Below are 20,692 nucleotides of genomic sequence, written 5' to 3'. Positions count from 1 at the left end.
GTCGCATATGGTGCCTTGCGCCAGTTCGACCGGTAGAAACCCTCGGACTGGCCTTCGAACCGCCATCATCATGTGAGAGCTTAATGGTTGAAAAACGATTACGGCATAGTTTGCCAGGGAATGGCACCGGAAGCGGCCGATTGAGAGTCGCGGGTGCGAGGCGTCGGCGAAGGTGCTCCCAGACGGAGATTGGAAGCATGCATTCCCGATTTCGCGATTGGCGCATTCCCCGCGCTCTCGCTTTGACGATCGCCCTGTTGGGCTTTTTCACCCTTTCGCTCCAGGCTTCGTACGCCCAGCAGTACACGTCGCAGGAAATCGTTGATTCGGGCCACAAGTTCTTCGGCGAAACCTCGGGCGGCTTGGCTACCGTAGTCGAGAAGATTTTCTCCACCTACGGCCTGCCGAACGGCTACGTGCTGGGCGAGGAAGGTTCCGGCGCGTTCGTGGGCGGTCTCACCTATGGCGAAGGCAAGCTCTACACCAAGAATGCCGGCGACCATAAAGTCTATTGGCAAGGACCGTCGCTGGGCTGGGATTTCGGTGGACAGGGCTCCAGGGTCATGGTGCTGGTCTACAATCTCGATGACGTCAGCAACCTCTATAATCGGTTCGGCGGCGTTGCGGGCTCGGCCTATGTGATTGCGGGCCTTGGCTTCAACGTCCTCAAGTCCGGTAACGTGCTCCTGGTGCCGATCCGAACCGGCGTTGGTGCCAGGCTTGGTGTCAACCTGGGCTATCTGAAGCTCACCCAGCAGCCGACCTGGAACCCTTTTTGACCTGAACTGGTTGAGAGTGATCGGCGGATTGTGGAAGAGAGGCCACAACCCGCCGAAATACAGGGTGCCGAATACTGGATTTTGCCTGCCAGACCATGCAAAATTTCGTCTACCCCGGCGCGAGCAGCCGAACTTAACGGATAGACCATCTTGGTTCAGTCGATCCTCTTCTTCCTTCTCGGTTTCCTGTGCGCCGGGTTTTTGGTCGTCCTGATTGCGCCTGCTGCCTGGCGGCGGGCCGTCGCCCTGACAAAAAAACGAATTCAGGCTGCAATGCCGCTTACCTCCACGGAAATCGCCGCGGACAAGGATCGCCTGCGTGCCGAGTTTGCCGTGACGGCACGCAGGCTGGAGATGGATGCCAAAACCTCCAGGGAAATGGCCAATGACCGCTTCATCGAAATCAACCGCGTTCGCGAGGAGTTGAAGCTGGCCGCAAGCGAAGTGGTTCAGAAGGGGGAGACCATCGCCACGCTGGAAGCCGCCGGCAGTGAATTGCAGACGCAGTTGCAGCAGCGCGTGGCCGATATCGAGCGCTTGTCCGGGAAGCTCGCTACTCTCGAGGGAGATGCGGTGAAGAAGAAGGAAGAGATCGAGAAACTTGGCCAGCTGTATGAAGAAGCCAGCTTCTCGTCCTCGAACAGGCAGATCGAACTGGTCGCGCGCGAATCGGAGATCGAAAAACTGAACAACGACGTCTCGGTGTTGCGGGCTCAGCGCAAGGAAGTGGACAAGCGCCATCAGGACATGATGACAGAGGGCAAGGCAGCCATCGAGGCGCTCGCGAACGAGAAGAAGAAGCTGGCGGATCGGGAACGGAAGCTGGAACGTCTTCTCTCGACGTTGGCAGACCGCGATGAAACGCTGGATCGGCGCGAGCGGGAGTTGGCGAGGCTCAAGGAAGAGATGAAGAAGAAGGGGCTGAAGACGGACGTTTTCGTCAACGAACCAGGCGCCGTGGCCAACGGCGCGCAACGCCCGCAAGAGGATCGCGCGATGCAACTCTCTCCTCTGCTTTTGTCCCCTCTGATTTCCGGGACCACGGGCGACACCGAAGAGGCAGTCGCCAAGCTCAACAATGACCGCGAACGGTTGGAGGCAAGGCTCACCACGCTTGTTCGCGAGAACAAGAAACTGCGAGGGGGCGCCTCTTCATTCGAAACCGGTCAGCGCGACGAGGGAGTGAGAGAACAACGCGAGGGCGCGCTTCTGCGCGAGCAGATGCAGGATCTCGCGGCTGAAATCATCACGCTCACAGCCACGCTGGAAGGGCCGAATTCGGAAGTCGCCAAAGCGCTTGCCGCTTCTGAAGGGCAGGGAAACGAAACCGAAGATGGTGCTGCAATCCGCAGCATTGCCGAACGGGTGCGGGCACTGCAAAAGGCGGCTTCTCCCAGCTGACGCTTCCAGAGCGTTTCCGCTTTTGTACTTTGCTAGATTGCTCTGGCCTGGCAAACCAGAGTTTCTTATCCGTCCAAGTCGCCCGAGGCTTCAACGGCCGTTTGCAGAGAAGTGATGCAAGGCGATGGCCGAAGCAGCGGCGACATTCAGGCTGTCGAAGCCTTTGGCCATCTCAATGCGTAGCGTTTGCATTCGCGCCAACAGGGCAGCAGGCAGGCCTTCTCCTTCCGTGCCGAGATAGAGAGCGGCCTTCGGACATGGCTTGACGTTGCGAATATTCGTGTCGCCGCGCGGAGAGAGTGCGAAGCTCTCGAAGCCCCTGGCCATGAGGTCGGCAGCCAGGGCGGCGGGATCCGGAACGGTTGCAAACGGCACCTTCAGCGCGGCACCAACCGAAACCCGGATCGCCTTGCGATAGAGAGGATCGCAGCAGGTCGGGTCGATCAAAACCGCGTCAGCGCCAAAGGCAGCCGCGTTGCGGAAGATCGCGCCCAGATTGTCATGGTTGGCGATGCCGACGGCCACGATGACCAACGCCTTTTGCGGGAGCGTGTCGAGGATGTCGCCGACCTGCAGGGGTGTCCCCTTCTTTCCTGCAGCCAATATGCCGCGGTGAATGGGAAAGCCGACGATACGATCCATGACCTGGCGACTGGTCACATAGACAGGCACCTGCGCCGGCGCCTCTTTGAAGGTCTCGTCGAGGCCAGAGAGGCGGTTTTCCAGCACGAGCATGGATTCGGCCTGGAAACGGCTGCTGTTCAGAAGCACGTTCAGGACGACCTTGCCTTCGGCGATGAAGCGTCCTTGTCTGCCAACGAGATCGCGCTCGCGAATGTCGAGATATGGAGCGACCCGAGGATCTTCCGGATCATCGATACGAATGGTTTCCATCAGCGACCGGTGGGAAGCGAAAGGTTTTCATGCCTGCGCCGATGTGTATCCGGCTCAGACGTCTCGATCGCTATAGCGAGATGGGCTTGGTTTCGGAAGCCATCCATATTGCAGCCTTCCACGGCTGCATGGCTGGGTTCATCGATATCGATACAACCAGGACGATCTATCGCGCTCAGTTGCCGGTGCCAAGAAACCGCGAAGGCTGCTGCGCTTCGGAGCTGCCGCCGAAAATCGTACCGAGAGTTCGAAGCAATTGGCGAACGGCGTCCGAGCGGCAGGAATAGTAGATCATCTGTCGGTCGCGGCGCGTCTGGACGAGACCGAACGCGCGTAGCTTCGCCAGATGCTGCGAGAGAGCAGATTGGCTGAGATCCACTTTTTCGGCGATCGTTCCCACCGTCAATTCATCATCGATGAGATGATTCATGATGGCGAGGCGCTTCTCGTTGCCCATGAGCGTGAGGAACGCGGCGGCGGTTTCGGTCACCTGGTTTTCTGGAAGCATCAAATGCCCACCTTTCTTCTGCACGGAAGCCATGGGGGCAATGGCGTTATGATTCACTCATACACTAATTTTATTAAGTGATGCAAGTGTCGGATGCAACCTTAGGTCACAGCTCTGTGATCGGCAGTTCAATTTTCGCTCAAGTTCTGAAGGTTTCGTGTTCTGCGGCAGCGCGGCCAGCCTTCGCCATCTCCACGAGTGTCTTGCGCAGATCCTGCTGCGTTTCCAGCCGCTTGGGAAAGAAGACGCGTTCTGCCCGATCGCCATTGACCAGATCCATTCCATCCGCGTCAAATCCGGTCAGCGTCCAACCGTCGTTGCCTGCTTTGGCATAGTGATGGGCATAGACCGCAATCGCTTCGAGATGCTCGCTGTTCATGTGGTCGAGCGCGGACTGCTCGCTTTCAGCCAATGCATCATTGATCACGCCGTTCACGATCAGATCCGAATGATCCAGCAGATAAGCCTTTCCGAAGCCGCCATTGAGCGAGGCGCGCTCGATCTCGAGCCGGAAGAAGGAAAAATCTCCGAGGCCGACATAAAGCTTGGCCTTGGGATTGCGGTTGAGATAGCGCCGTTCTGCCCGGACCTGTTCAGCCATGCCTCGCTCCAGCCGGATGGCGCGGCAAACCAGCGTCATGCGCGGGTGAGCGAGCGCATCGCCCTTGCCCGGTTCGCCTACCAGCAAGGAACAGCGCGAATCGGCGAGCAAGGCTCCCGTATGCGGGGCGAGCATGGAGATCAGGATAAGCGGCGTGCCATCGAGGTCGGTGGCGACGCCAACCCGGCTGGCAAGCGGCGCGCCCGAGGCCGGATCGATGACGGCAAGCGCCCCGTAGCGCGCCGTGCGAAGCAGCGTTTTAGCCAATTGGATCGACTGGGCGTCGGTTTCCCGGATGACGTCTTTCTTCGGCTCTTCCACGGCGCTCACTATAATAAGATGAATATTACTGTCCACTTATCGGCCGATGACACCGGTTTTGACAAGGGTCGCAGTTTCGTCTTCCTGAAAACCGAAGCGCGCCAGGATCGAGGCAACCGTCCGTTCGTTTTCGCAAGTGGGTTCGCTTGCAGCGGATGGCGTCGCCGAAAAGCGAGGAGCAGGGGCCGGTCTGGGGAAGCGGCCGACATTGACGAAAGCGGCGCGCGCACGATTGTGTGGATGCTGCCGCGCCTCGGCGAAGGACAATACCGGCGCGACACAAGCGTCGGTCCCGCCAAAAAGCCGGTCCCATTCGCCGCGGGACTTTTCGCGCACCCGCGCGGCTATGGTTTCGCGCATCCGCGGCCAGAGTTTCTGATCATACTGACCCGCTACGAATTGCTGATCGAGCGGCAGCAGACGGGCAAATTCCGCAAAAAATTGCGGCTCCAGACACCCGATGGCGATATGGTGGCGGTCGGCGGTTTCATAGGTGTCATAAAAGGGGCAACCGGAATCGAGAAGGTTGACGCCTCGCCGATCGTTCCAGAAGCCCGCCGCCATTGCGGCCTGAAGCGGGAGGGTGAGCATCGAGGCTCCTTCGACCATGGCCGTGTCGACGACCTGACCCCTGCCGCTGCGCGAGCGTTGGAACAGGGCGGCAAGCAACCCGGCGATCAGCATCATTGTGCCGCCACCATAGTCGCCAACTAGGTTGAGCGGCGGCACCGGTCTTCCACCCTCGTGACCGATGGCGTGCAGGATACCGGAATAAGCAAGATAGGTGATGTCGTGACCGGCGCGCTCGGCAAGGGGGCCGTCCTGTCCGAAACCTGTCATGCGTCCGTAGACCAGCGCCGGATTGCGCGCCAGGATCGCATCTGGTCCGAGACCGAGCCGTTCCATCACGCCCGGTCGGAAGCCTTCGATCAAGATGTCGGCTTTCTCGGCAAGCCGCAGCACCAGTTCGGCGCATTCGGGACGCTTCAGATCCAAGGCAAGGATATCGCGGCCATGCCGGTCGAGATCATATTCGACCGGCAGCGGCATGATATGCCGGGTGGGGGCACTGCGCTCGATGCGAAGCACCGTTGCTCCCATCTCGGAAAGCATGAGAGCGGCAAGCGGGACAGGACCCAACCCCGCCATTTCGATCACCGCAAGTCCGGCCAGCGGTCCGCTTTTGGCTCCCTGCGGGGTGGCCTCCGTCATGGGTCTATTTCGGCGCCATGCGGATGGCGCCATCCAGGCGGATGGTTTCGCCGTTCAACATCTGGTTCTCGACGATATGCAGCGCTAGAGCCGCATATTCGGACGGCTCGCCGAGCCGGGACGGAAAGGGTACGGCAGCGCCGAGCGAATCCTGCACCTCCTGTGGCATGCCGGCCATCATGGGTGTCTTGAAGATGCCGGGCGCGATCGTGCAGACGCGGATACCGGAGCGGGCGAGGTCGCGCGCCACCGGCAAGGTCATGCCGACCACGCCGCCTTTGGAGGCCGAATAGGCGGCTTGCCCGATCTGTCCATCGAAGGCGGCAACCGAGGCGGTGTTGACGATGACGCCGCGCTCGCCACCGGTCAGTGGTTCAAGCTTGGCGGCGCGATCTGCAACCAGCCGGATCATGTTGAAGCTGCCGATCAGATTGACCTCGATCACCCTGCGGTATTGGTCGAGGGGATGCGGGCCGTCCTTACCAACCGTCTTCACGCCGATGGCGATGCCGGCGCAATTCACCAGGATCCGCGGCTCTCCAAGCGATTTCGCAACCTCGGCCACCGCCGCCGCCCCGTTCTCTGCGCTGGAGACATCGCATTTGACAGCGATGCCGCCGATGTCCGCTGCCACCTTGTCAGCACGGTCAATGCCAACATCGAAGAGGGCGACCTTGGCCCCCTTGGCCGCCAGCGCGCGCGCCGTCGCTTCGCCAAGACCCGAGCCGCCGCCGGTCACGATTGCGATCTGGCCGTGTGGGTTCATGCGCTGTTCTCCTCGCTCGTTGGAATATGCTATGGGCCCGCGGCAGGCGCTGCAACAGGCAAGGCAATCTGGGACGGATGACGTCGCGTTACGCCGGCTCGATGGCGCCGACACGGTCGGCATCATGGCCGACCTGGTCGGCGTGATGAACCATGCCGGTCAGTCTGGCCACGGCGCCGGGTTCGATTTCGTGTGCCAGGAGACGATCGAGATCGACGGGCCGTGGCATGGAAATCTGTCCGCGCGGGATTCGTTTGAAGCCAAGCGGACCGTAGTAGGGTTCATCACCGACCAGGACGACGCAAGTCGCACCGGCCTTCACCGCTGCTTCCAATGCCATAGCTACGAGTTTGCGGCCGATGCCGAGATTCTTGAAGGCAGGGCGCACCGCCAAAGGTCCAAGAAGCAATGCCTTGCCGGAACCCGCCATGATACGGGTCATGCGCACCGAGGCGACCACGGTAGTGCCGCTCACGGCCACGAAAGAGAGGTCGCGTTCATGGGGACCACCTTCGCGGATCTTGTAGGCGGCGCGGGTGAACCGCCCAGGCCCGAAGGCTTCCTCGTTGATGGATTCGATCTCGGGATCATACGCCGGGGTTTCCGGCAGGTAGGTCACGTCGGCAAGGCTCATGGTCTTTGCGTTCCGGTATGCAAGGAAAGGTTGCTGCAAGCGGCAGCGTTTCGCCAGTCAGCGCTTCAAGCGCGGGCGATCTTTCGTCGTCGGTCGAACCGGATCGTTGCAAAGTCGAACATGCGGATTTTCCGCTAGCATCAAACTTTCTTGATCGCAATCGATGTTTTGGCTGGCATTGCGCCAGCGTTTGACAGTGTGTTCAGCCAAAATGCATTCCCCAGGCCGGGCACGCCTCCTAGATTGAAACCGGAAGACAGGAGGAAAGTTGATGGGATTGCTTGTCGATGGCAAATGGCAGGACCGCTGGTACGATACCGGTAGCAGCGGCAGGTTCGAACGCTCCCAATCGCAGTGGCGCGACTGGATAACCGTCGATGGCAAGCCGGCGGAAGGCCGTTCGCGTGGTTTCAAAGCCGAGCCCGACCGCTATCACCTCTATGTTTCGCTGGCCTGCCCCTGGGCGCATCGCACGCTTATCTTCCGGGAGCTGAAGAAGCTCGAAAAGGTGGTCTCCGTCTCGGTCGTGCACCATCTGATGCTCGAAAATGGCTGGACCTTCCTGCCTGAAGACGACGCGACAGGCGATACGCTCTACGGTCTCGACTTCCTCCACCAGATCTACACCAAGGCCGATCCGGCTTATTCCGGCCGCGTCACCGTGCCTGTTCTGTGGGACAGGAAAGAGCAGACGATCGTTTCCAACGAGTCTTCCGAGATCATCCGCATGTTGAACTTCGCCTTCGATGAATGGGGAGATTCAACGGTCGATTTCTATCCGCAGGCACTGCGCGCCGAAATCGATGCCGTCAATGAAGAGGTCTATGGGGCCGTCAACAATGGCGTCTATCGCGCCGGTTTCGCGACCAGCCAGGCTGCATATGAGGAAGCATTCGCGGATTTGTTTGCGACGCTCGACAGATTGGAAACGAGATTATCGCGCCAACGCTATCTGGTCGGCGATCGTCTCACCGAGGCGGACTGGCGCCTGTTCACGACGCTTGTCCGTTTCGATCCAGTTTATGTCGGCCATTTCAAATGCAACCTGCGCCGCATTGGCGACTACCCGAACCTCTCGAACTACCTGCGCGATCTTTATCAGGTGCCGGGAGTGGGTCAGACGGTCGACATGCACCACATCAAGGCCCACTACTACGCCAGCCATCGCAACATCAATCCGACCGGCATCGTCCCTGTCGGACCGGGGATGGATCATCTGGCTCCGCACGACCGCGCGCGATTCAAGAAGGCAGCATGATCTACCAGTAGGGCGAAACCGCCACGCCATGGAATGTCTCGGCGAGGCGCCTCAAGGTCGCCGGTGTCGTGCCTTCAGGCAGTCGATCGAGCGGGAAGAAGCCGGCTTCGGCGATTTCGTGATCGGGACGTTTCGGGCCGATCTGACGGAAGGCCTCGATCAGGTAGAGTCCGACATGATCACGCGGGCTCGAGAGCCTGTTGAAGTGCATGGATTTCAGCGCTGGCGCCGCTGAAATCGCGATGTTGCCCTCTTCCTCGAGTTCGCGGGCCAGCGCCTCTTCCATCGTCTCGCCTTTCTCGACACCGCCGCCCGGCAATTGCCAGCCGGGAACATAGGTGTGGCGGATGAGAAAGATCGAATTGCGTTCGCGGTCATAGACAAGGCCGCGCACGCCGAGGGTCATCGGTCGCCTTAGCAGGAACAGGAGGTGAAAGAATTTTGTCCGTAGGCGCGGCCAGCCGCTCTGGCGGAAGGGTTGTTCGGGATCGCTGCCAGTCATTTCAGATGAACCACAGGTGGATTGCGAACGATCGGTCGCTTAAGAAGGTTTCATGTTCAGGCTTGCGCATCTCTCCGACGCCCATCTCGGCCCGCTGCCCGGTGTATCGTATCGTGATCTCGCCTCCAAGCGCGTGCTGGGCTACGTCAACTGGCAACGCAACCGCCGCCGTACCATGCACGACGCCGTCATCGACACGCTGGTGGCTGACCTCAAGGCAGGTGGCGCCGACCACATTGCGGTAACAGGAGATCTGGTCAATCTGGCGCTGGACAGCGAAATCGAATTGGCCCGGTTGTGGCTGGAAATGCTTGGATCGCCACGTGATGTTTCCGTGGTGCCCGGCAATCACGACGCCTACGTGCCTGGGGCCTTCGACAAGGCATGTCGCGCCTGGGCACCCTGGATGAGCGGCGATGGCGCCAACATCCAGGTCGATCGCCACAGTTTCCCCTATCTGAGATTGCGAGGCGAAGTCGCGCTGATCGGGGTATCTACTGCGCGAGCAACCGCGCCATTCATGGCAAATGGTTTCTTCGAGGAGAAGCAGGCTGAGCGTTTGGCAAAGCTCCTGGACGAAACGGGCAAGCGGGGCCTGTGCAGGGTGATCCTCATCCATCATCCGCCGATCCGCGGTGCCGTGGCCCAGACCAAGCGACTTTTCGGCATCCGCCGGTTTCAGAAGCTCGTCAAGCAGCATGGCGCCGAGCTTGTGCTGCATGGCCATTCGCACGACCCAACGCTGTTCTGGATCGGGCGTACCAACCGACTGCCGGTTGTGGGCGTCGCGGCAGCGGGGCAGGGGCCGGGAGGGCGGCATCCTGCTGCCCAGTACAACCTGATCGAGATCGAAAGAGCGGCGGACGGTTGGCGTATCGGGTTGACGCGCCGTGGCCTCACCGGACCTGCGCTCGCCCCTGCCGACCTTCAGACATTGGAACTGGGCGTCGAACCGGAGAGATCTACAGCTTGAGGCTTTCGATCAATGGTACGAGGCGGTCCCAAAACAGCGCCGCCGAGACACCGAGGCCAACGAGGGCGCCAAGTAGCACCAGGCCAAACCCGCCGAGGATCGTGCGTCCACGCGTTGGGCCGTCCGCGGTTTGGGGGTTTGGTTCCGCTTCCGAACTGGCCTGAGGCGTGGGCCGTTCTATTGGTTCGATACCGCCTTCTATGAGGCGCTGCCGTTCGATCAGGCGCTCGGCCAGGTAGCGGGTGACCTGGTCGCCAACGATCTTCATGTCCTGGGATTCAGCCAACACGACACGGCCAAGGCGGGTGTCTTTGACGAAGCGATAGGTTCGGCGGTCCCGGCCCATCGCGACATGGCTGACGGCGTCAATCCACAGGCGTGGCTGCAGTCCTGAAGACAGCGCGAAATCGAAATAGTCGATGTCGGACGGCACATCGGCAAAGACCGGCGCTAGCTCCGAGGCCAGCAATTCAAGGCGCATGCGATGAGCTTCACGCATGTCGACGACGACGTCGTCACGATCGGCCAGAGCGTTCTTCACATCGCGAACGGCCTCCGACAGCTTGCTGCGCGCCTGGTTGATGGGGGTTACGGTTTCGCCTGCTTCCGGCATCGCCTTGCCTCGCGGTTTGGTAAACCACCGGTTAACATGAACCGGGACAGATTTCATCCACCGCGATTGTGTCGGAATGATCTCTGAACGGCTTCAGCGGGATTCGAATGTCGAAATCGGACCGCTTGCCCGATTTCGCAAGATACCGCGCAGCAGCTCGACGATCAGCCCAGGCACTTCGTCGGTCAGCATATGGCCGGCGACCGGCACGAGGTGCAGGTCGAAATGCTCCGGCAAATTATCGGCCTGGCTGACGGGCAGGACGGTGTCCAATACGCCCCAGACCACGGCGACAGGCATTGCAAGACCTGCGACCAGTTCGGCAGGGATCACTCCCTGCCGTCCTCCACGAGTGATGGCCATCACGATCTCAGTGAGCCTCTTCACCTGGCCGGAATAGGCCCGCATGGTCTCGCCGTCATCAACTGCCTGCTCGGAGACGACATGCCCAGGGCCTGACATCGCGGCAAGGCACGCCCGGATTTCATCGCCCTGAGAAGCCTTGGCAAATCGGCGCAGCAGAGGTGCATCGATCTCTTCGCCATAGCCTCCCGGCGCCAACAGTGTCAGCGACGCAAAGCGCTCGGGTGCCGAGAGTGCCATCAAGGTTGCCACGGCCCCGCCCATCGAATGGCCGACCAAATGGATGCGATCAACGTCACGTTCCACGATGTCGGCAAGAACAGTCGCGGCTATCCGTTTGGGCGACCGCGCGCCTTCGACTTCCAGGGAAGCACCATGACCCGGTAAGTCATAGGCGATGATCTCAGCCTCGCTGGCAAGTTGAGATCCGATCTCTGCCCAGACGCTGTGTGAGCCGCCAAATCCGTGCAGCAGCACAATTGTGTCCGGCCCAGTTCCCTGTTTGTGGGCAAAAAGGCTCGTTGAGGTCATCAGGTCGCGCCGCTCACTCCCGCTGTCCGAAGGGCTCCAATGAACTTCTCTACCATATCAGGCGGGTAGTTGCGCTTGGTGAGAGTTGCCCGCGGGTCGGCCATGAATGTTGGGAAATTTGCTTCCAACTGGTCGACGATGTCTTTGACAAGGCCCGGGTTGCCGCCTTCGGATGCGACGATCAATCTGCCCGTGAGAAAAAGCGGATTGGGTGCGACGCTTGCGAGAGGAGCAACCGCCTTGGCCGCAAGCTCCTTGTCGCCTTGCATATAGGCACTTGCGAAAAGGCCGTAGTCCCACCACGCGGCGTGCGCGCCGTTTGCAGCTTCGATTGCCTGAGTCATGACAGTCACGCCCTTTGCATAGTCGCCGCTGAAGGTGAGCGCATAAGCATAAGATGCGATCGCCTGGGGATCATATGGGTTAATCTCGTACGCCTTGGAGGTCCACTGCACGGTGTCTGCCCATATGCCCAGTCGGTTCGATATATAGGCTTTGGCATTGTAGGCGCGCGGAGACGAGGGGTCCGCTTGTATCGCGCGTTGCGCGAACTCCCCGGCTTTTTCCAGCGAGGCGTTGAGCGGGTAGGCATAGCGCCAGATCAGGCCGGTCGTGGTTAAAGTCGACAGGCTCGAATAGACGATTGACGACTTGGCATCGCTGTTGGCCAGAGCTTCGAAACACCGATAGGCGCTTTCGTGAATCTTGGCGTTGGCTGCGAGTTCGAACGCATTCTCCTGGATCAGGCAATCAACCAAACCCCTGGCAAGGCCATTTCGTGCCAGAAAGGTGTAAATGGCGCCTGAAACGGGCGCGGTATCACCGAGGATCTTCCCGACCTGCGGACCGACCTGGGACGTGGTCGCGTCGAAGGCTGCCAGATTGCGGGACAGAACGACTGTATCGCTTCGCAGGTTTTGCACCTCAACAGCCACGCTGCCTGTCGTAGGGCCTGACTGGACATTGAAGACGAAGCTCGTTCCGTCCGCTGCTTTGTTACGATCCGGGGCTGGCTCCCGCCCGACAAAATTGATGGTTTCAAAATGTGTCAGCCCTGCGCGAAGGGCCGTGACAACACGTTCCACCGCGCTCCCGGTTCCCTTCACCGTCAGGTACACGGTCGGTAGATCTTCGGAACCCGGAAGGGCGACGGCGGGTGGAGCTTGCAGTGATTTGGTCCCGGCAGGCGCGGTACGTGGCAAACCGGCAGCCGACAATGCTTGCAGCAGTTTTTCAGTCAAATCGGGCGGATAGTGATTTTTGAGGAACATCGCGCGCGGGCTCGCTGCGAATTCGGGGAATTTATCGTTGATCTCCGTCAGTATCCGCGCCGCTTCGGTATTGTCGCGGCTGTTTACAGCTACGATGAGCTGCGCTGCGAGGTATTCAGGCTGGGGTTCCACTGCCGACAACGCCAATGCTGCGCGTTTCTGCAACTCCTGATCGCCTTCCATGAAGGCGCCCTGGAAGAGGGCATAGTCGAGCCATTTGCTGTGCGGATTGGCAAGATTGAGGCTGCGCGCCAGAAGTGCCGTGCCCTCCTGATAGTTTCCTGCCATCACCAGCGCCCAGCCGTAGTGATAGACAGTCCTCAGATCATAGGGAGCTGCATCAAGGGCCTTCTTCGCCCAGCGAACTCTCTCTTTCTGATTCCCGACAACCCCTTCGGCGTAAGCGGCCATGCGATAGGCGCGGGAACTGGTCGGGTCGATCTGGATGGCCTTGTTCACGAGAGCCATCGCCTGCTGCACGCTTGGATCGGGCGGATAAGAATAGCCCCATACGATCGCGTCCAGCTGCTGCCCGGCAAGCAGCGCATAGATCATCGCGGATGCTTCGCCATGCGCGACCAGATCTTCGAGACAACGATAGGCGGCTTCGTGGTTCTTGGCGCTCTGATCGGACGGATACGTCTTCGAGAGGATGACGCATGTGGTCAGATCGTTCTGCAGTCGGTTTTGCTCGATATAACCATAGATCGAACCGAATGGGCCGGTTACGTCGCCCAGAATCTTGGCGACATGATCGCTGGCCTGTGAAGCGGTGGTTTCGAATGCAGACAGCGTTTCCGAATTGAGGACACGGCCCGTTTTGAGATTTTTGACTTCGATGGTCACGCTGCCAAGAGTGGCGCCCGATCCAAGATTGAAGGCGAAGGTCGTCGGATTGTTTGCTCGAGCTTCGTCCTCGCCAGGCTTGCGGTCTATGAATTGGACCGTTTCCATGTTGGAAAGGCCAGCTCGCAACATCGTTTCAACGCGCTGGGTCTGCGGGGTCTTCTCTGCGAGAACCAGATAGACGGCTGGCAACTTTTCCAATGTTGCCGCCATCGAATTGCCAATTGCGGACCCGCCGTTGCTTTTGGTGCCCGAAACGACCTCCGGCCCATAGGCCTGGCGCAGCATAAGCACCATGAGAGTGATCATGATGATGAAAAAGAGCGCTATTGCGATCCAGAAGGCATGCAGATGCTTGAACAGGATAACTGTCGTACCCGACAGATCCTGCGCATCGGATGCGGAAACGGGTACAGCTTTCGCCGATGCGGTCGCGGGGACCTGCTCCGGAACGACGGGTACCTGCTGCTGGATCGGCTGTTGCCGAGATGGGATTCTGACCCCGTTTGGTTCATAGCTCGGGATATAGCTGCCGCGTGGAATGACGATGCGGATCGGTTCGCCTGCGCCTTCGCCGCTAAAATACTGGTCGAGCAATTCTCTCAGTCTGCCCGCCTGCACACGCACCACGGCATCGGTGGAGGGGTCGAACCCGGCATCCTTGCCAAAGACATCGACGGCGATGGAAAAACCTTTGAGCTTGTCGGCCTCGCCGGCTTGTTCCCGTTCTACCAGATAGCGCAGCAATTCACGCGCGCGCTCGGAGCGTCCAAATGTCTGGCTCGCCAGGAGTCTATCAAGCGTTTCGCGCACTGCGGGGGCGGCAGGCGTGGAATGCTGCAAGTATTGAACCTCTCAAGCCGGCACAGGTCGTACAACGTTACGCACGATATTCGCACTTCCGCGCCAATACCGTCCCAAGCCCGCTCGAATCTTTACAACCCCGGTTGGAAAAATCCAGCCGGGGTTTTCGCAAAGCGATGAAATCAGCGGGTTTTGAGGCCGATTATACGATTTGCCGCGGATACAACGGCCTCGAGGGAAGCGGCGACGATGTTGGTGTTGATGCCGGCACCGAAAACCTTGCCACCATCATGTTCCATTTCGACATACGACACCGCCGAGGCGTTCGAACCGCGCTGCAAGGAATGTTCGGAATAGTCGAGCACCGACATCGATACGCCGATATGGCGCGAGAGCGCGTCAACGAAACCGTCGATCGGGCCGGTTCCCGTGCCCTTGATGATGGTTTCCTTGCCCTTGTCGAGGATCACTGCCTCGACGACGCGCCGGCCTTTCATGGCGGTATCGGGGAAGGTCTGATGATCGACAAACTTCAGCCGTCCATGAGGCTGTTCGATGTATCTGTCGATAAAGCGATCGTAGATCCGCTTTGCCGGTACCTCCTTGCCCTCGGCGTCGGTGATGGCCTGGATGTCCTGGCTGAATTCGACCTGCAGATTGCGCGGCAAGTTGAGCCCGTAATCGGCCTGCAGCACATAGGCGATACCGCCCTTGCCGGATTGGGAATTGATGCGGATGATCGCTTCATAGCTGCGGCCGACATCCTGCGGGTCGATCGGCAGGTAAGGCACTTCCCACACTTCCTTGTTGGCGGATTGGATGGCCTTCATGCCCTTGTTGATGGCGTCCTGATGCGAGCCGGAGAAAGCAGTGTAGACCAGTTCGCCGACATAGGGATGGCGTTCGGGAATCTTGAGCTGGTTGGAATACTCATAGACATCCTTCATGCGGTTGATGTCGGAGCAATCCAGGTCTGGGTCGACGCCTTGCGTGAACATGTTGAGCGCCAGCGTGACGACATCGACATTGCCGGTGCGCTCACCATTGCCGAACAGCGTGCCTTCGACGCGATCGGCGCCGGCCATCAGGCCGAGTTCGGTTGTTGCGATACCAGTGCCGCGGTCATTGTGCGGATGCAGCGAGATGATCAGGCTGTCGCGATTGTCGAGATGGCGGATCATCCATTCAATGCGATCGGCGTAGACATTGGGCGTCGACATCTCGACAGTCGACGGCAGATTGATGATCAGCTTGTTGTCGGGGGTAGGCTTCACGATTTCGGTCACGGCGTTGCAGATTTCCAGCGCGACCTCCAGTTCGGTGCCGGTGAAGCTTTCCGGCGAGTACTGGAAGCGATAGCCGCCGCCAGCCTTGGCTGCCATGTCGGTGATCATCTTGGCGGCGTCGGTGGCGATCTGCTTGATGCCGGTCACATCCTTCTGGAAGACGACGCGGCGCTGCAACTCGCTGGTTGAATTATAGAAATGAACGATCGGCGTCTTGGCGCCCTTGAGCGCCTCGAAGGTGCGCGTGATCAACTCAGGCCGGCATTGCACCAGCACCTGCAGATCGACATTGTCGGGTACATTGCTTTCCTCGATGCACCAGCGCGCGAAGTCGAAATCGGTCTGCGAGGCGGATGGAAAGCCGACCTCGATTTCCTTGAAGCCCATATCGAGCAGCAATTGGAACATGCGCGCCTTGCGCTCATGGCCCATCGGATCGATCAGGGCCTGATTGCCGTCGCGCAGGTCGACGGAACACCAGATCGGGGCTTTTTCGATCTTCTTGTTCGGCCATGTGCGGTCGGTGAGGCCAACCAAGGGATAGGGTTCGTATTTGCGTACGGCATTCGGCATGCCTTTGGGGGCAAAAGCTTGGGGCATGTCGACCTCGACGCTCTTTCGTTGTGTGGAACTCATCTTTCAATCTCCCGGCTGCTGGGCCGGCATCGCCGAAGCACAAGCAGCGCCATTAGGCTAAGTCAATTGGTTTGGTGACTTGAGGAGCTTGCCTGGGATAAAAGCCCTGGCGGCAACGACCGCCGGGCGCTCCTTCAGCGGACCCGGCGATCGCCGATAAGGCCGAGAAGAAGAAGGGTCGAGGAAAGGGCGCGCACGGTCTCGCCGGCGAGGCCGGTCGGACGGAAAGCAAACGATGCTGGGCGCGTCTTCATGGTCGCTCTCTTACAGGAGCGTTCTGTTCGAGGCAAGCGAGACGTCTCGATCGTCTACGGACAGAGTGCCTGAACGGTTTTCCTTTGTGGTTTCACGCAAATGCGGCAGAGTTCGCTAATGGCGCGGTGTGAGCGCAGCGACAAGAGCGCCGCGCGTCCTTTCGGACGCGCAAAGGTCGCTCTAGCACTTTGATTTGGCGCATGATCCTTTCCGAAAATCGATTACGATTTTCGGAAAGGATCATGCGCCAGGAGGGCTGATCATGAATTTCGTGTTCTTCTCGCCGCATTTTCCGGCCAACGGTGCCGATTTCTGCGATCGGTTGAAAAAGGCCGGCGCGACGGTACTGGGGATCGGTGACGCACCTTACGAAGCGTTGACGCCCAGGCTCAAAGGTGCGCTCAGCGAATATTATCGCGTCGCCGATCTGGAAGACTATGACCAGATCTATCGGGCGATGGGGCATTTCATCCACAAATGGGGGCGCATCGACCGCTTCGAGTCGCTCAACGAACATTGGCTCGATCTGGAGGCCGGCATTCGTACCGACTTCAACATAGAAGGCATAAAACTCGACTATGTGAAGAACATCAAACGCAAGAGCCGCATGCGGGCCTCTTTCCGCAAGGCCGGCGTCAATGTGATCGCCCAGCGCAAGACATCCGATCGCGCAGGCGCCATGACCTTCCTGCGCAGGGTCGGCTATCCGGTGGTGGTGAAGCCGGATTCCGGCGCGGGTGCCGCGCACACCTACAAGATTTCCAATGTTGCCGAACTGGACGAGTTCTTTCGCATCAAGCCGGAAGGCATGAGCTTCGTCATGGAGGAGTTCATCGACGGATTGGTCGTAACCTATGACGGCCTTGTCAATCGGGACGGCGAGATCGTCTTCGCCGCGAGCACCAAATACGACGATTCCATCATGGATGTCGTCAACAAGAACAAGCACATGAGCTACACCTGCCGGCCCGAGATTCCGACCGAGGTGGAAGAGGCCGGCCGCAAGATCGTCAAGGCGTTCGATCTCAAGGAACGTTTCTTTCATATCGAGCTGTTCGAAACCAAACAGGGCCGGATCGTCGCCTTGGAGGTCAATATTCGTCCGCCGGGCGCCTGGATGCCGGACGCGATCAACTACTCCTTCGATATCGATATCTATGCCGAATGGGCCAATATGGTGGTCAAGAACAAGGTCGGTGGGCCGTTCGAGGGGAAGTATTTCACCGTCTATGCCAGCCGCAAGAAGCACATCCGCTATCGCCACAGCCATGCCGATGTGCTAGCCGCCCACGCCGACATGATTGTCCATCATCAGGACATCGAAGAGGTCTTCAGCCGCGCCATGGGAAACTACGCCTATCAGCTGCGTTCGCGGGATCGCCAGGCGCTGCGCGCGGCGGTCGACTACATCCATGCCGAGGAGGCATAGACGATGGACATCTCCTACAGCAAACGCTGGAGCGGTAAGCTCGGCCGCGATATGGAATACAAGCACTACGGCTATGCCGGACGTCCGGTCGTCGTCTTCCCGACCTCGCAGGGACGGTTCTTCCAATTCGAGGATGCCGGCGGTGTTGGCGCGCTCGCCGAATTCATCGACACCGGCCGCATCCAGCTATTCACGGTGGACGGCATCGATAGCGAGAGCTTCTTCGACAAACATGGCGACCCGACCCAGCGGATCGCGCGGCACGAGGCTTATTTCCGCTATCTGCGCGAAGAAGCCCTGCCGGAGTTTGCGGTCATTGCCGCAGAGGCCAATAACGGTCGATCCTTGAAGCCGCTGTTCTCCGGCTGTTCAATGGGCGGCTATCACTCGTCGAATTTCGTGTTCCGCTACCCTGATCTGGCGGCGGGCGTGATTTCGCTCTCGGGCGTTTACTCCACCAGAGGTTTCCTGGGAGACAGCCTGGCTGGCGATATCTACTACAACTCCCCGCTCGACTATCTGCCGGGTGTTTCCGACGATGCACTGCTTTCGCGGTTGCGCTCGCTGCGGCTTATTTTCTGCTGCGGGCAAGGTGCCTGGGAAGAACAGATGCTGGCCGAGACACATGCGCTGGAACGAGTGTTGCGCGACAAGGCGATCCCTGCCTGGGTCGACTATTGGGGTGGCGATGTCGATCACGATTGGCCGTGGTGGCACAAGCAGCTTCCCTATTTCTTCAGCCGCTGGTTGGACGAGGATCTGAAACACCGGCTGGATTGACGCGATCTTCCGCAGCCTGTCCTTGTTGTCTGCTTCGGGCGATTGTCGTAACCAATTCGGGCGCGAGGCGCGCATGGGGCGAGGATGAGGAGGAACAGCATGGCATTTTCTAAATTCACGCGGCGCGCCGTCCTGGCGCTGGGACTGTCGGTGCTGCCGTTGGCCGGCATGGCATCGCAGTCGGTCGCGCAGGAGTTTCCCAACCGCACGGTGACGCTGGTTGTGCCGTTTGCGGCCGGCGGTTCGACCGACCTCGTCGCACGTATCATCGCGCAGAAGATGTCGGACGATCTCGGCCAGCAGGTGATCGTGGAGAACGTCGCCGGCGCAGGCGGCAATATCGGCGCCGACCGCGTCGCGCGGGCCGATCCGGACGGCTACACCATCCTGATGGGCACTGTTGCCACCCATGCGCTCAATCCGCTGATCCTGAAAACCAAGCCATACGATCCCGAAAAGGACTTTTCGCCGGTTTCACTGCTGGTCATCGTGCCTAACGTGCTGGTGGTCAATCCGGAGTTGCCGGTCAAGAATGTCCAGGAACTGGTCGCGCTGCTGAAGGCGGAGCCAGATAAATATTCCTATGCTTCATCAGGCATCGGCACGCCGCTGCATCTTTCGGGCGAGCTGTTCAAGATCATGGCCGGCGTCGAGATGCAGCACATCCCCTACAAGGGAGCAGGTCCGGCGCTCAACGATGTCGTCGCCAACCAGGTGCCGATCATGTTCGATAATCTCCCGTCCTCGTCGTCGCATATCAAGGGCGGGACGCTGAAGGCCCTCGGCGTGACGACGGCCAAGCGCGTGCCGTCGTTCCCGGACATTCCGACCATCGCGGAATCTGGTGTGCCGGGCTATGAGACCTACACTTGGAATGCGCTGTTTGCCCCGCCCGGCACGCCGAAGGAGGTCGTCGACCGTCTCAACGCGTCTGCCAACAAGGCGATGAAGGATCCGGCGGTGATCGCCAAGATGGGGGATTTCAGCGCCACTATCGTCGGCTCGACACCAGAGGAACTGGGAACGCACGTCAAGGCGGAGCTCGCCAAGTGGGAGCCGATCGTCAAGCAGGCCAAGATTCAGGTCGACTAATTCCAAACAGGCTGTGCGGGGGTATCACCCTCGCACGGCATCACCCGTGTCGGCAGGTTGGTTCAATCCGTAGCCCCCTGCCGGTTCGGTCTCGAATTGGAAGTCGAAACCAGCCACCATGGGGCGGGCTCTGGCGATTGCTTCCTGCACATGCGGAAGCTGGAGCGATGCCTTATGGCTCGCGGCGTCGATCCAGACTTCGGTGACCCAGATCGCCGTGGTGTCGGCGGGATCGCGGGCGACGATGTAGTTCAGGCAGCCGGGCATGGAATCGGTGGCTTCGAGCAGGAGCTGCAGGAGTTCCTCTCGCTTGCCGGGAGTTGCACGCATCTTTCCGATCAGGCCATACATCAGGCACTCCCTTCGATCGCCACCCTCTCGAGCGCCGCGCGCCCCTTCGGACGCGGAAAGGTCGCTCTGACACTTTAACGCGGCGCATCGTGTTTCCGAAAATCGATTTCGATTTTCGGGCCGATGCGCTAGGCCGATCATCGAACGAAAACGGGCCCGGTATCAAGGCCTTAGATAAGCATAGCCTGCAGCTTGCAATTCTACGAGTTTCACGACTCCGCCGGCATTGGCGCTGGCAAAGCCCTCGAACAGGTCGGGCAGGGCAATATCCATGCCGTGCATGGTGTTGGCGCAGGCATGGGGTGTCATGCCTTTCTTCACCAATCCGGCAAAGCGGCTGGAAATTGCCGCGGAAGCGCCACTGCGCTTGAAGGCGGCAAGCGCCGGACCGTGAACCACGAGAACGATGTCCACTTCGCCGCCTGTGCCCTCATAATGGTTCTTGATGTTGCCGAGAACGAAGGCAACCTTGTCGATATCGTCGAGATGATAGGCAACCCTCTGTCTCGGAGATGCCACCGGCGCTGCGGTCGCCATTTTCACTCCGAACAGAGCTCCGGTCGAGGCCGCCAATCCGCGGAAAATA

20 protein-coding genes are annotated in these 20,692 nt (G+C 59.7%); 7 read left to right on the top strand and 13 right to left on the bottom strand.

The annotated features are described in order from the left end of the window. The first annotated feature begins 197 nt into the window (after positions 1-197). Both ACFWXH_RS26960 and ACFWXH_RS26955 read left to right on the top strand, forming a co-directional pair. Positions 198-779, top strand: a complete 582-nt coding sequence (locus ACFWXH_RS26960; RefSeq protein ID WP_054311451.1) for a DUF1134 domain-containing protein — start codon at positions 198-200, stop codon at positions 777-779. 273 nt (positions 780-1,052) lie between these two features. Continuing rightward, entirely contained in the window at positions 1,053-2,180 is a 1,128-nt protein-coding gene (locus ACFWXH_RS26955) for a hypothetical protein (RefSeq protein WP_379124506.1), read from the top strand. Positions 2,181-2,270: 90 nt separating this feature from the next. Here the strand turns inward: ACFWXH_RS26955 and ACFWXH_RS26950 are convergent, their stop codons facing one another. From ACFWXH_RS26950 to ACFWXH_RS26925, 6 genes are all read right to left on the bottom strand, one after another. Then, entirely contained in the window at positions 2,271-3,074 is an 804-nt protein-coding gene (locus ACFWXH_RS26950; RefSeq protein WP_379124505.1) for a TrmH family RNA methyltransferase, read from the bottom strand. Positions 3,075-3,249: 175 nt separating this feature from the next. Beyond that, positions 3,250-3,582: a helix-turn-helix transcriptional regulator gene (locus ACFWXH_RS26945; protein ID WP_054311467.1), complete on the bottom strand. Its 333-nt coding sequence runs from the start codon at positions 3,580-3,582 to the stop codon at positions 3,250-3,252. Positions 3,583-3,721: 139 nt separating this feature from the next. Next, positions 3,722-4,504: a HugZ family protein gene (locus ACFWXH_RS26940; RefSeq protein WP_379124504.1), complete on the bottom strand. Its 783-nt coding sequence runs from the start codon at positions 4,502-4,504 to the stop codon at positions 3,722-3,724. Between the two features lie 36 nt (positions 4,505-4,540). After that, positions 4,541-5,716, bottom strand: a complete 1,176-nt coding sequence (locus ACFWXH_RS26935; RefSeq protein ID WP_379124503.1) for a CaiB/BaiF CoA transferase family protein — start codon at positions 5,714-5,716, stop codon at positions 4,541-4,543. 4 nt (positions 5,717-5,720) lie between these two features. Next, entirely contained in the window at positions 5,721-6,482 is a 762-nt protein-coding gene (locus ACFWXH_RS26930; protein WP_379124502.1) for a 3-hydroxyacyl-CoA dehydrogenase, read from the bottom strand. A gap of 88 nt (positions 6,483-6,570) precedes the next feature. Then, on the bottom strand, positions 6,571-7,116 hold the full coding sequence (locus ACFWXH_RS26925; RefSeq protein WP_379124501.1) for a GNAT family N-acetyltransferase: 546 nt from the start codon (positions 7,114-7,116) through the stop codon (positions 6,571-6,573). Between the two features lie 271 nt (positions 7,117-7,387). On the opposite strand from ACFWXH_RS26925, the gene ACFWXH_RS26920 reads away from it, so the two are divergent. Next, on the top strand, positions 7,388-8,374 hold the full coding sequence (locus ACFWXH_RS26920) for a glutathione S-transferase family protein (protein ID WP_379124500.1): 987 nt from the start codon (positions 7,388-7,390) through the stop codon (positions 8,372-8,374). Between the two features lies 1 nt (position 8,375). Here ACFWXH_RS26920 and ACFWXH_RS26915 read toward each other — a convergent pair whose 3' ends face one another. Further along, positions 8,376-8,876 (bottom strand): NUDIX domain-containing protein, encoded by a 501-nt coding sequence (locus ACFWXH_RS26915; RefSeq protein ID WP_379124499.1) that lies wholly within the window; start codon positions 8,874-8,876, stop codon positions 8,376-8,378. Between the two features lie 52 nt (positions 8,877-8,928). Here ACFWXH_RS26915 and ACFWXH_RS26910 point away from each other — a divergent pair, with 52 nt between their 5' ends. Then, entirely contained in the window at positions 8,929-9,849 is a 921-nt protein-coding gene (locus ACFWXH_RS26910; protein ID WP_054311443.1) for a metallophosphoesterase, read from the top strand. Here ACFWXH_RS26910 and ACFWXH_RS26905 read toward each other — a convergent pair. From ACFWXH_RS26905 to leuA, 4 genes are all read right to left on the bottom strand, one after another. Further along, complete coding sequence (locus ACFWXH_RS26905) at positions 9,839-10,462, bottom strand: hypothetical protein (RefSeq protein WP_379124498.1); 624 nt, start codon at positions 10,460-10,462, stop codon at positions 9,839-9,841. The genes ACFWXH_RS26910 and ACFWXH_RS26905 overlap by 11 nt on opposite strands. A gap of 93 nt (positions 10,463-10,555) precedes the next feature. Beyond that, positions 10,556-11,356, bottom strand: a complete 801-nt coding sequence (locus ACFWXH_RS26900; protein ID WP_379124497.1) for an alpha/beta fold hydrolase — start codon at positions 11,354-11,356, stop codon at positions 10,556-10,558. Beyond that, positions 11,356-14,316, bottom strand: a complete 2,961-nt coding sequence (locus ACFWXH_RS26895) for a hypothetical protein (RefSeq protein ID WP_379124496.1) — start codon at positions 14,314-14,316, stop codon at positions 11,356-11,358. The genes ACFWXH_RS26900 and ACFWXH_RS26895 overlap by 1 nt, the downstream gene beginning before the upstream one ends. A gap of 143 nt (positions 14,317-14,459) precedes the next feature. Next, positions 14,460-16,136, bottom strand: a complete 1,677-nt coding sequence (leuA, locus tag ACFWXH_RS26890; RefSeq protein WP_054311439.1) for a 2-isopropylmalate synthase — start codon at positions 16,134-16,136, stop codon at positions 14,460-14,462. A gap of 580 nt (positions 16,137-16,716) precedes the next feature. Here leuA and ACFWXH_RS26885 point away from each other — a divergent pair. The 3 genes from ACFWXH_RS26885 to ACFWXH_RS26875 all read left to right on the top strand — a co-directional run bounded on the left by ACFWXH_RS26885 (position 16,717) and on the right by ACFWXH_RS26875 (position 19,755). Beyond that, complete coding sequence (locus tag ACFWXH_RS26885; RefSeq protein ID WP_379124495.1) at positions 16,717-17,883, top strand: ATP-grasp domain-containing protein; 1,167 nt, start codon at positions 16,717-16,719, stop codon at positions 17,881-17,883. A gap of 3 nt (positions 17,884-17,886) precedes the next feature. Next, positions 17,887-18,663 (top strand): esterase family protein, encoded by a 777-nt coding sequence (locus tag ACFWXH_RS26880; protein ID WP_379124494.1) that lies wholly within the window; start codon positions 17,887-17,889, stop codon positions 18,661-18,663. 99 nt (positions 18,664-18,762) lie between these two features. After that, positions 18,763-19,755 carry a tripartite tricarboxylate transporter substrate binding protein gene (locus ACFWXH_RS26875; protein WP_054311435.1) on the top strand — a complete coding sequence of 331 codons (993 nt, stop codon included), beginning with the start codon at positions 18,763-18,765 and terminating at the stop codon, positions 19,753-19,755. A gap of 24 nt (positions 19,756-19,779) precedes the next feature. On the opposite strand, the gene ACFWXH_RS26870 is transcribed toward ACFWXH_RS26875, so the two are convergent. Together ACFWXH_RS26870 and ACFWXH_RS26865 are read right to left on the bottom strand one after the other, a co-directional pair. Next, on the bottom strand, positions 19,780-20,106 hold the full coding sequence (locus ACFWXH_RS26870; protein WP_379124493.1) for a putative quinol monooxygenase: 327 nt from the start codon (positions 20,104-20,106) through the stop codon (positions 19,780-19,782). Positions 20,107-20,268: 162 nt separating this feature from the next. Beyond that, a complete protein-coding gene (locus ACFWXH_RS26865; RefSeq protein WP_379124492.1) occupies positions 20,269-20,643 on the bottom strand; it encodes a DsrE family protein in 375 nt (124 codons plus the stop codon). Between the last annotated feature and the right edge of the window lie 49 nt (positions 20,644-20,692).

Source organism: Mesorhizobium sp. NPDC059054 (genome assembly GCF_042739215.1).
Classification (GTDB): domain Bacteria; phylum Pseudomonadota; class Alphaproteobacteria; order Rhizobiales; family Rhizobiaceae; genus Mesorhizobium.
The sequence above is the reverse complement of the archived record's forward strand: the minus strand, read 5'-3'. Positions and strand labels throughout refer to the sequence as shown.

Coding starts and splice junctions, on each gene's coding strand:
- leuA (WP_054311439.1), bottom strand. CDS start 16,136: ATGCCGAATGCCGTACGCAAATACGAACCCTATCCCTTGGTTGGCCTC.
- ACFWXH_RS26960 (WP_054311451.1), top strand. CDS start 198: ATGCATTCCCGATTTCGCGATTGGCGCATTCCCCGCGCTCTCGCTTTG.
- ACFWXH_RS26885 (WP_379124495.1), top strand. CDS start 16,717: ATGAATTTCGTGTTCTTCTCGCCGCATTTTCCGGCCAACGGTGCCGAT.
- ACFWXH_RS26925 (WP_379124501.1), bottom strand. CDS start 7,116: ATGAGCCTTGCCGACGTGACCTACCTGCCGGAAACCCCGGCGTATGAT.
- ACFWXH_RS26865 (WP_379124492.1), bottom strand. CDS start 20,643: ATGGCGACCGCAGCGCCGGTGGCATCTCCGAGACAGAGGGTTGCCTAT.
- ACFWXH_RS26875 (WP_054311435.1), top strand. CDS start 18,763: ATGGCATTTTCTAAATTCACGCGGCGCGCCGTCCTGGCGCTGGGACTG.
- ACFWXH_RS26915 (WP_379124499.1), bottom strand. CDS start 8,876: ATGACTGGCAGCGATCCCGAACAACCCTTCCGCCAGAGCGGCTGGCCG.
- ACFWXH_RS26950 (WP_379124505.1), bottom strand. CDS start 3,074: ATGGAAACCATTCGTATCGATGATCCGGAAGATCCTCGGGTCGCTCCA.
- ACFWXH_RS26920 (WP_379124500.1), top strand. CDS start 7,388: ATGGGATTGCTTGTCGATGGCAAATGGCAGGACCGCTGGTACGATACC.
- ACFWXH_RS26945 (WP_054311467.1), bottom strand. CDS start 3,582: ATGCTTCCAGAAAACCAGGTGACCGAAACCGCCGCCGCGTTCCTCACG.
- ACFWXH_RS26905 (WP_379124498.1), bottom strand. CDS start 10,462: ATGCCGGAAGCAGGCGAAACCGTAACCCCCATCAACCAGGCGCGCAGC.
- ACFWXH_RS26930 (WP_379124502.1), bottom strand. CDS start 6,482: ATGAACCCACACGGCCAGATCGCAATCGTGACCGGCGGCGGCTCGGGT.
- ACFWXH_RS26955 (WP_379124506.1), top strand. CDS start 1,053: ATGCCGCTTACCTCCACGGAAATCGCCGCGGACAAGGATCGCCTGCGT.
- ACFWXH_RS26900 (WP_379124497.1), bottom strand. CDS start 11,356: ATGACCTCAACGAGCCTTTTTGCCCACAAACAGGGAACTGGGCCGGAC.
- ACFWXH_RS26910 (WP_054311443.1), top strand. CDS start 8,929: ATGTTCAGGCTTGCGCATCTCTCCGACGCCCATCTCGGCCCGCTGCCC.
- ACFWXH_RS26935 (WP_379124503.1), bottom strand. CDS start 5,716: ATGACGGAGGCCACCCCGCAGGGAGCCAAAAGCGGACCGCTGGCCGGA.
- ACFWXH_RS26870 (WP_379124493.1), bottom strand. CDS start 20,106: ATGTATGGCCTGATCGGAAAGATGCGTGCAACTCCCGGCAAGCGAGAG.
- ACFWXH_RS26880 (WP_379124494.1), top strand. CDS start 17,887: ATGGACATCTCCTACAGCAAACGCTGGAGCGGTAAGCTCGGCCGCGAT.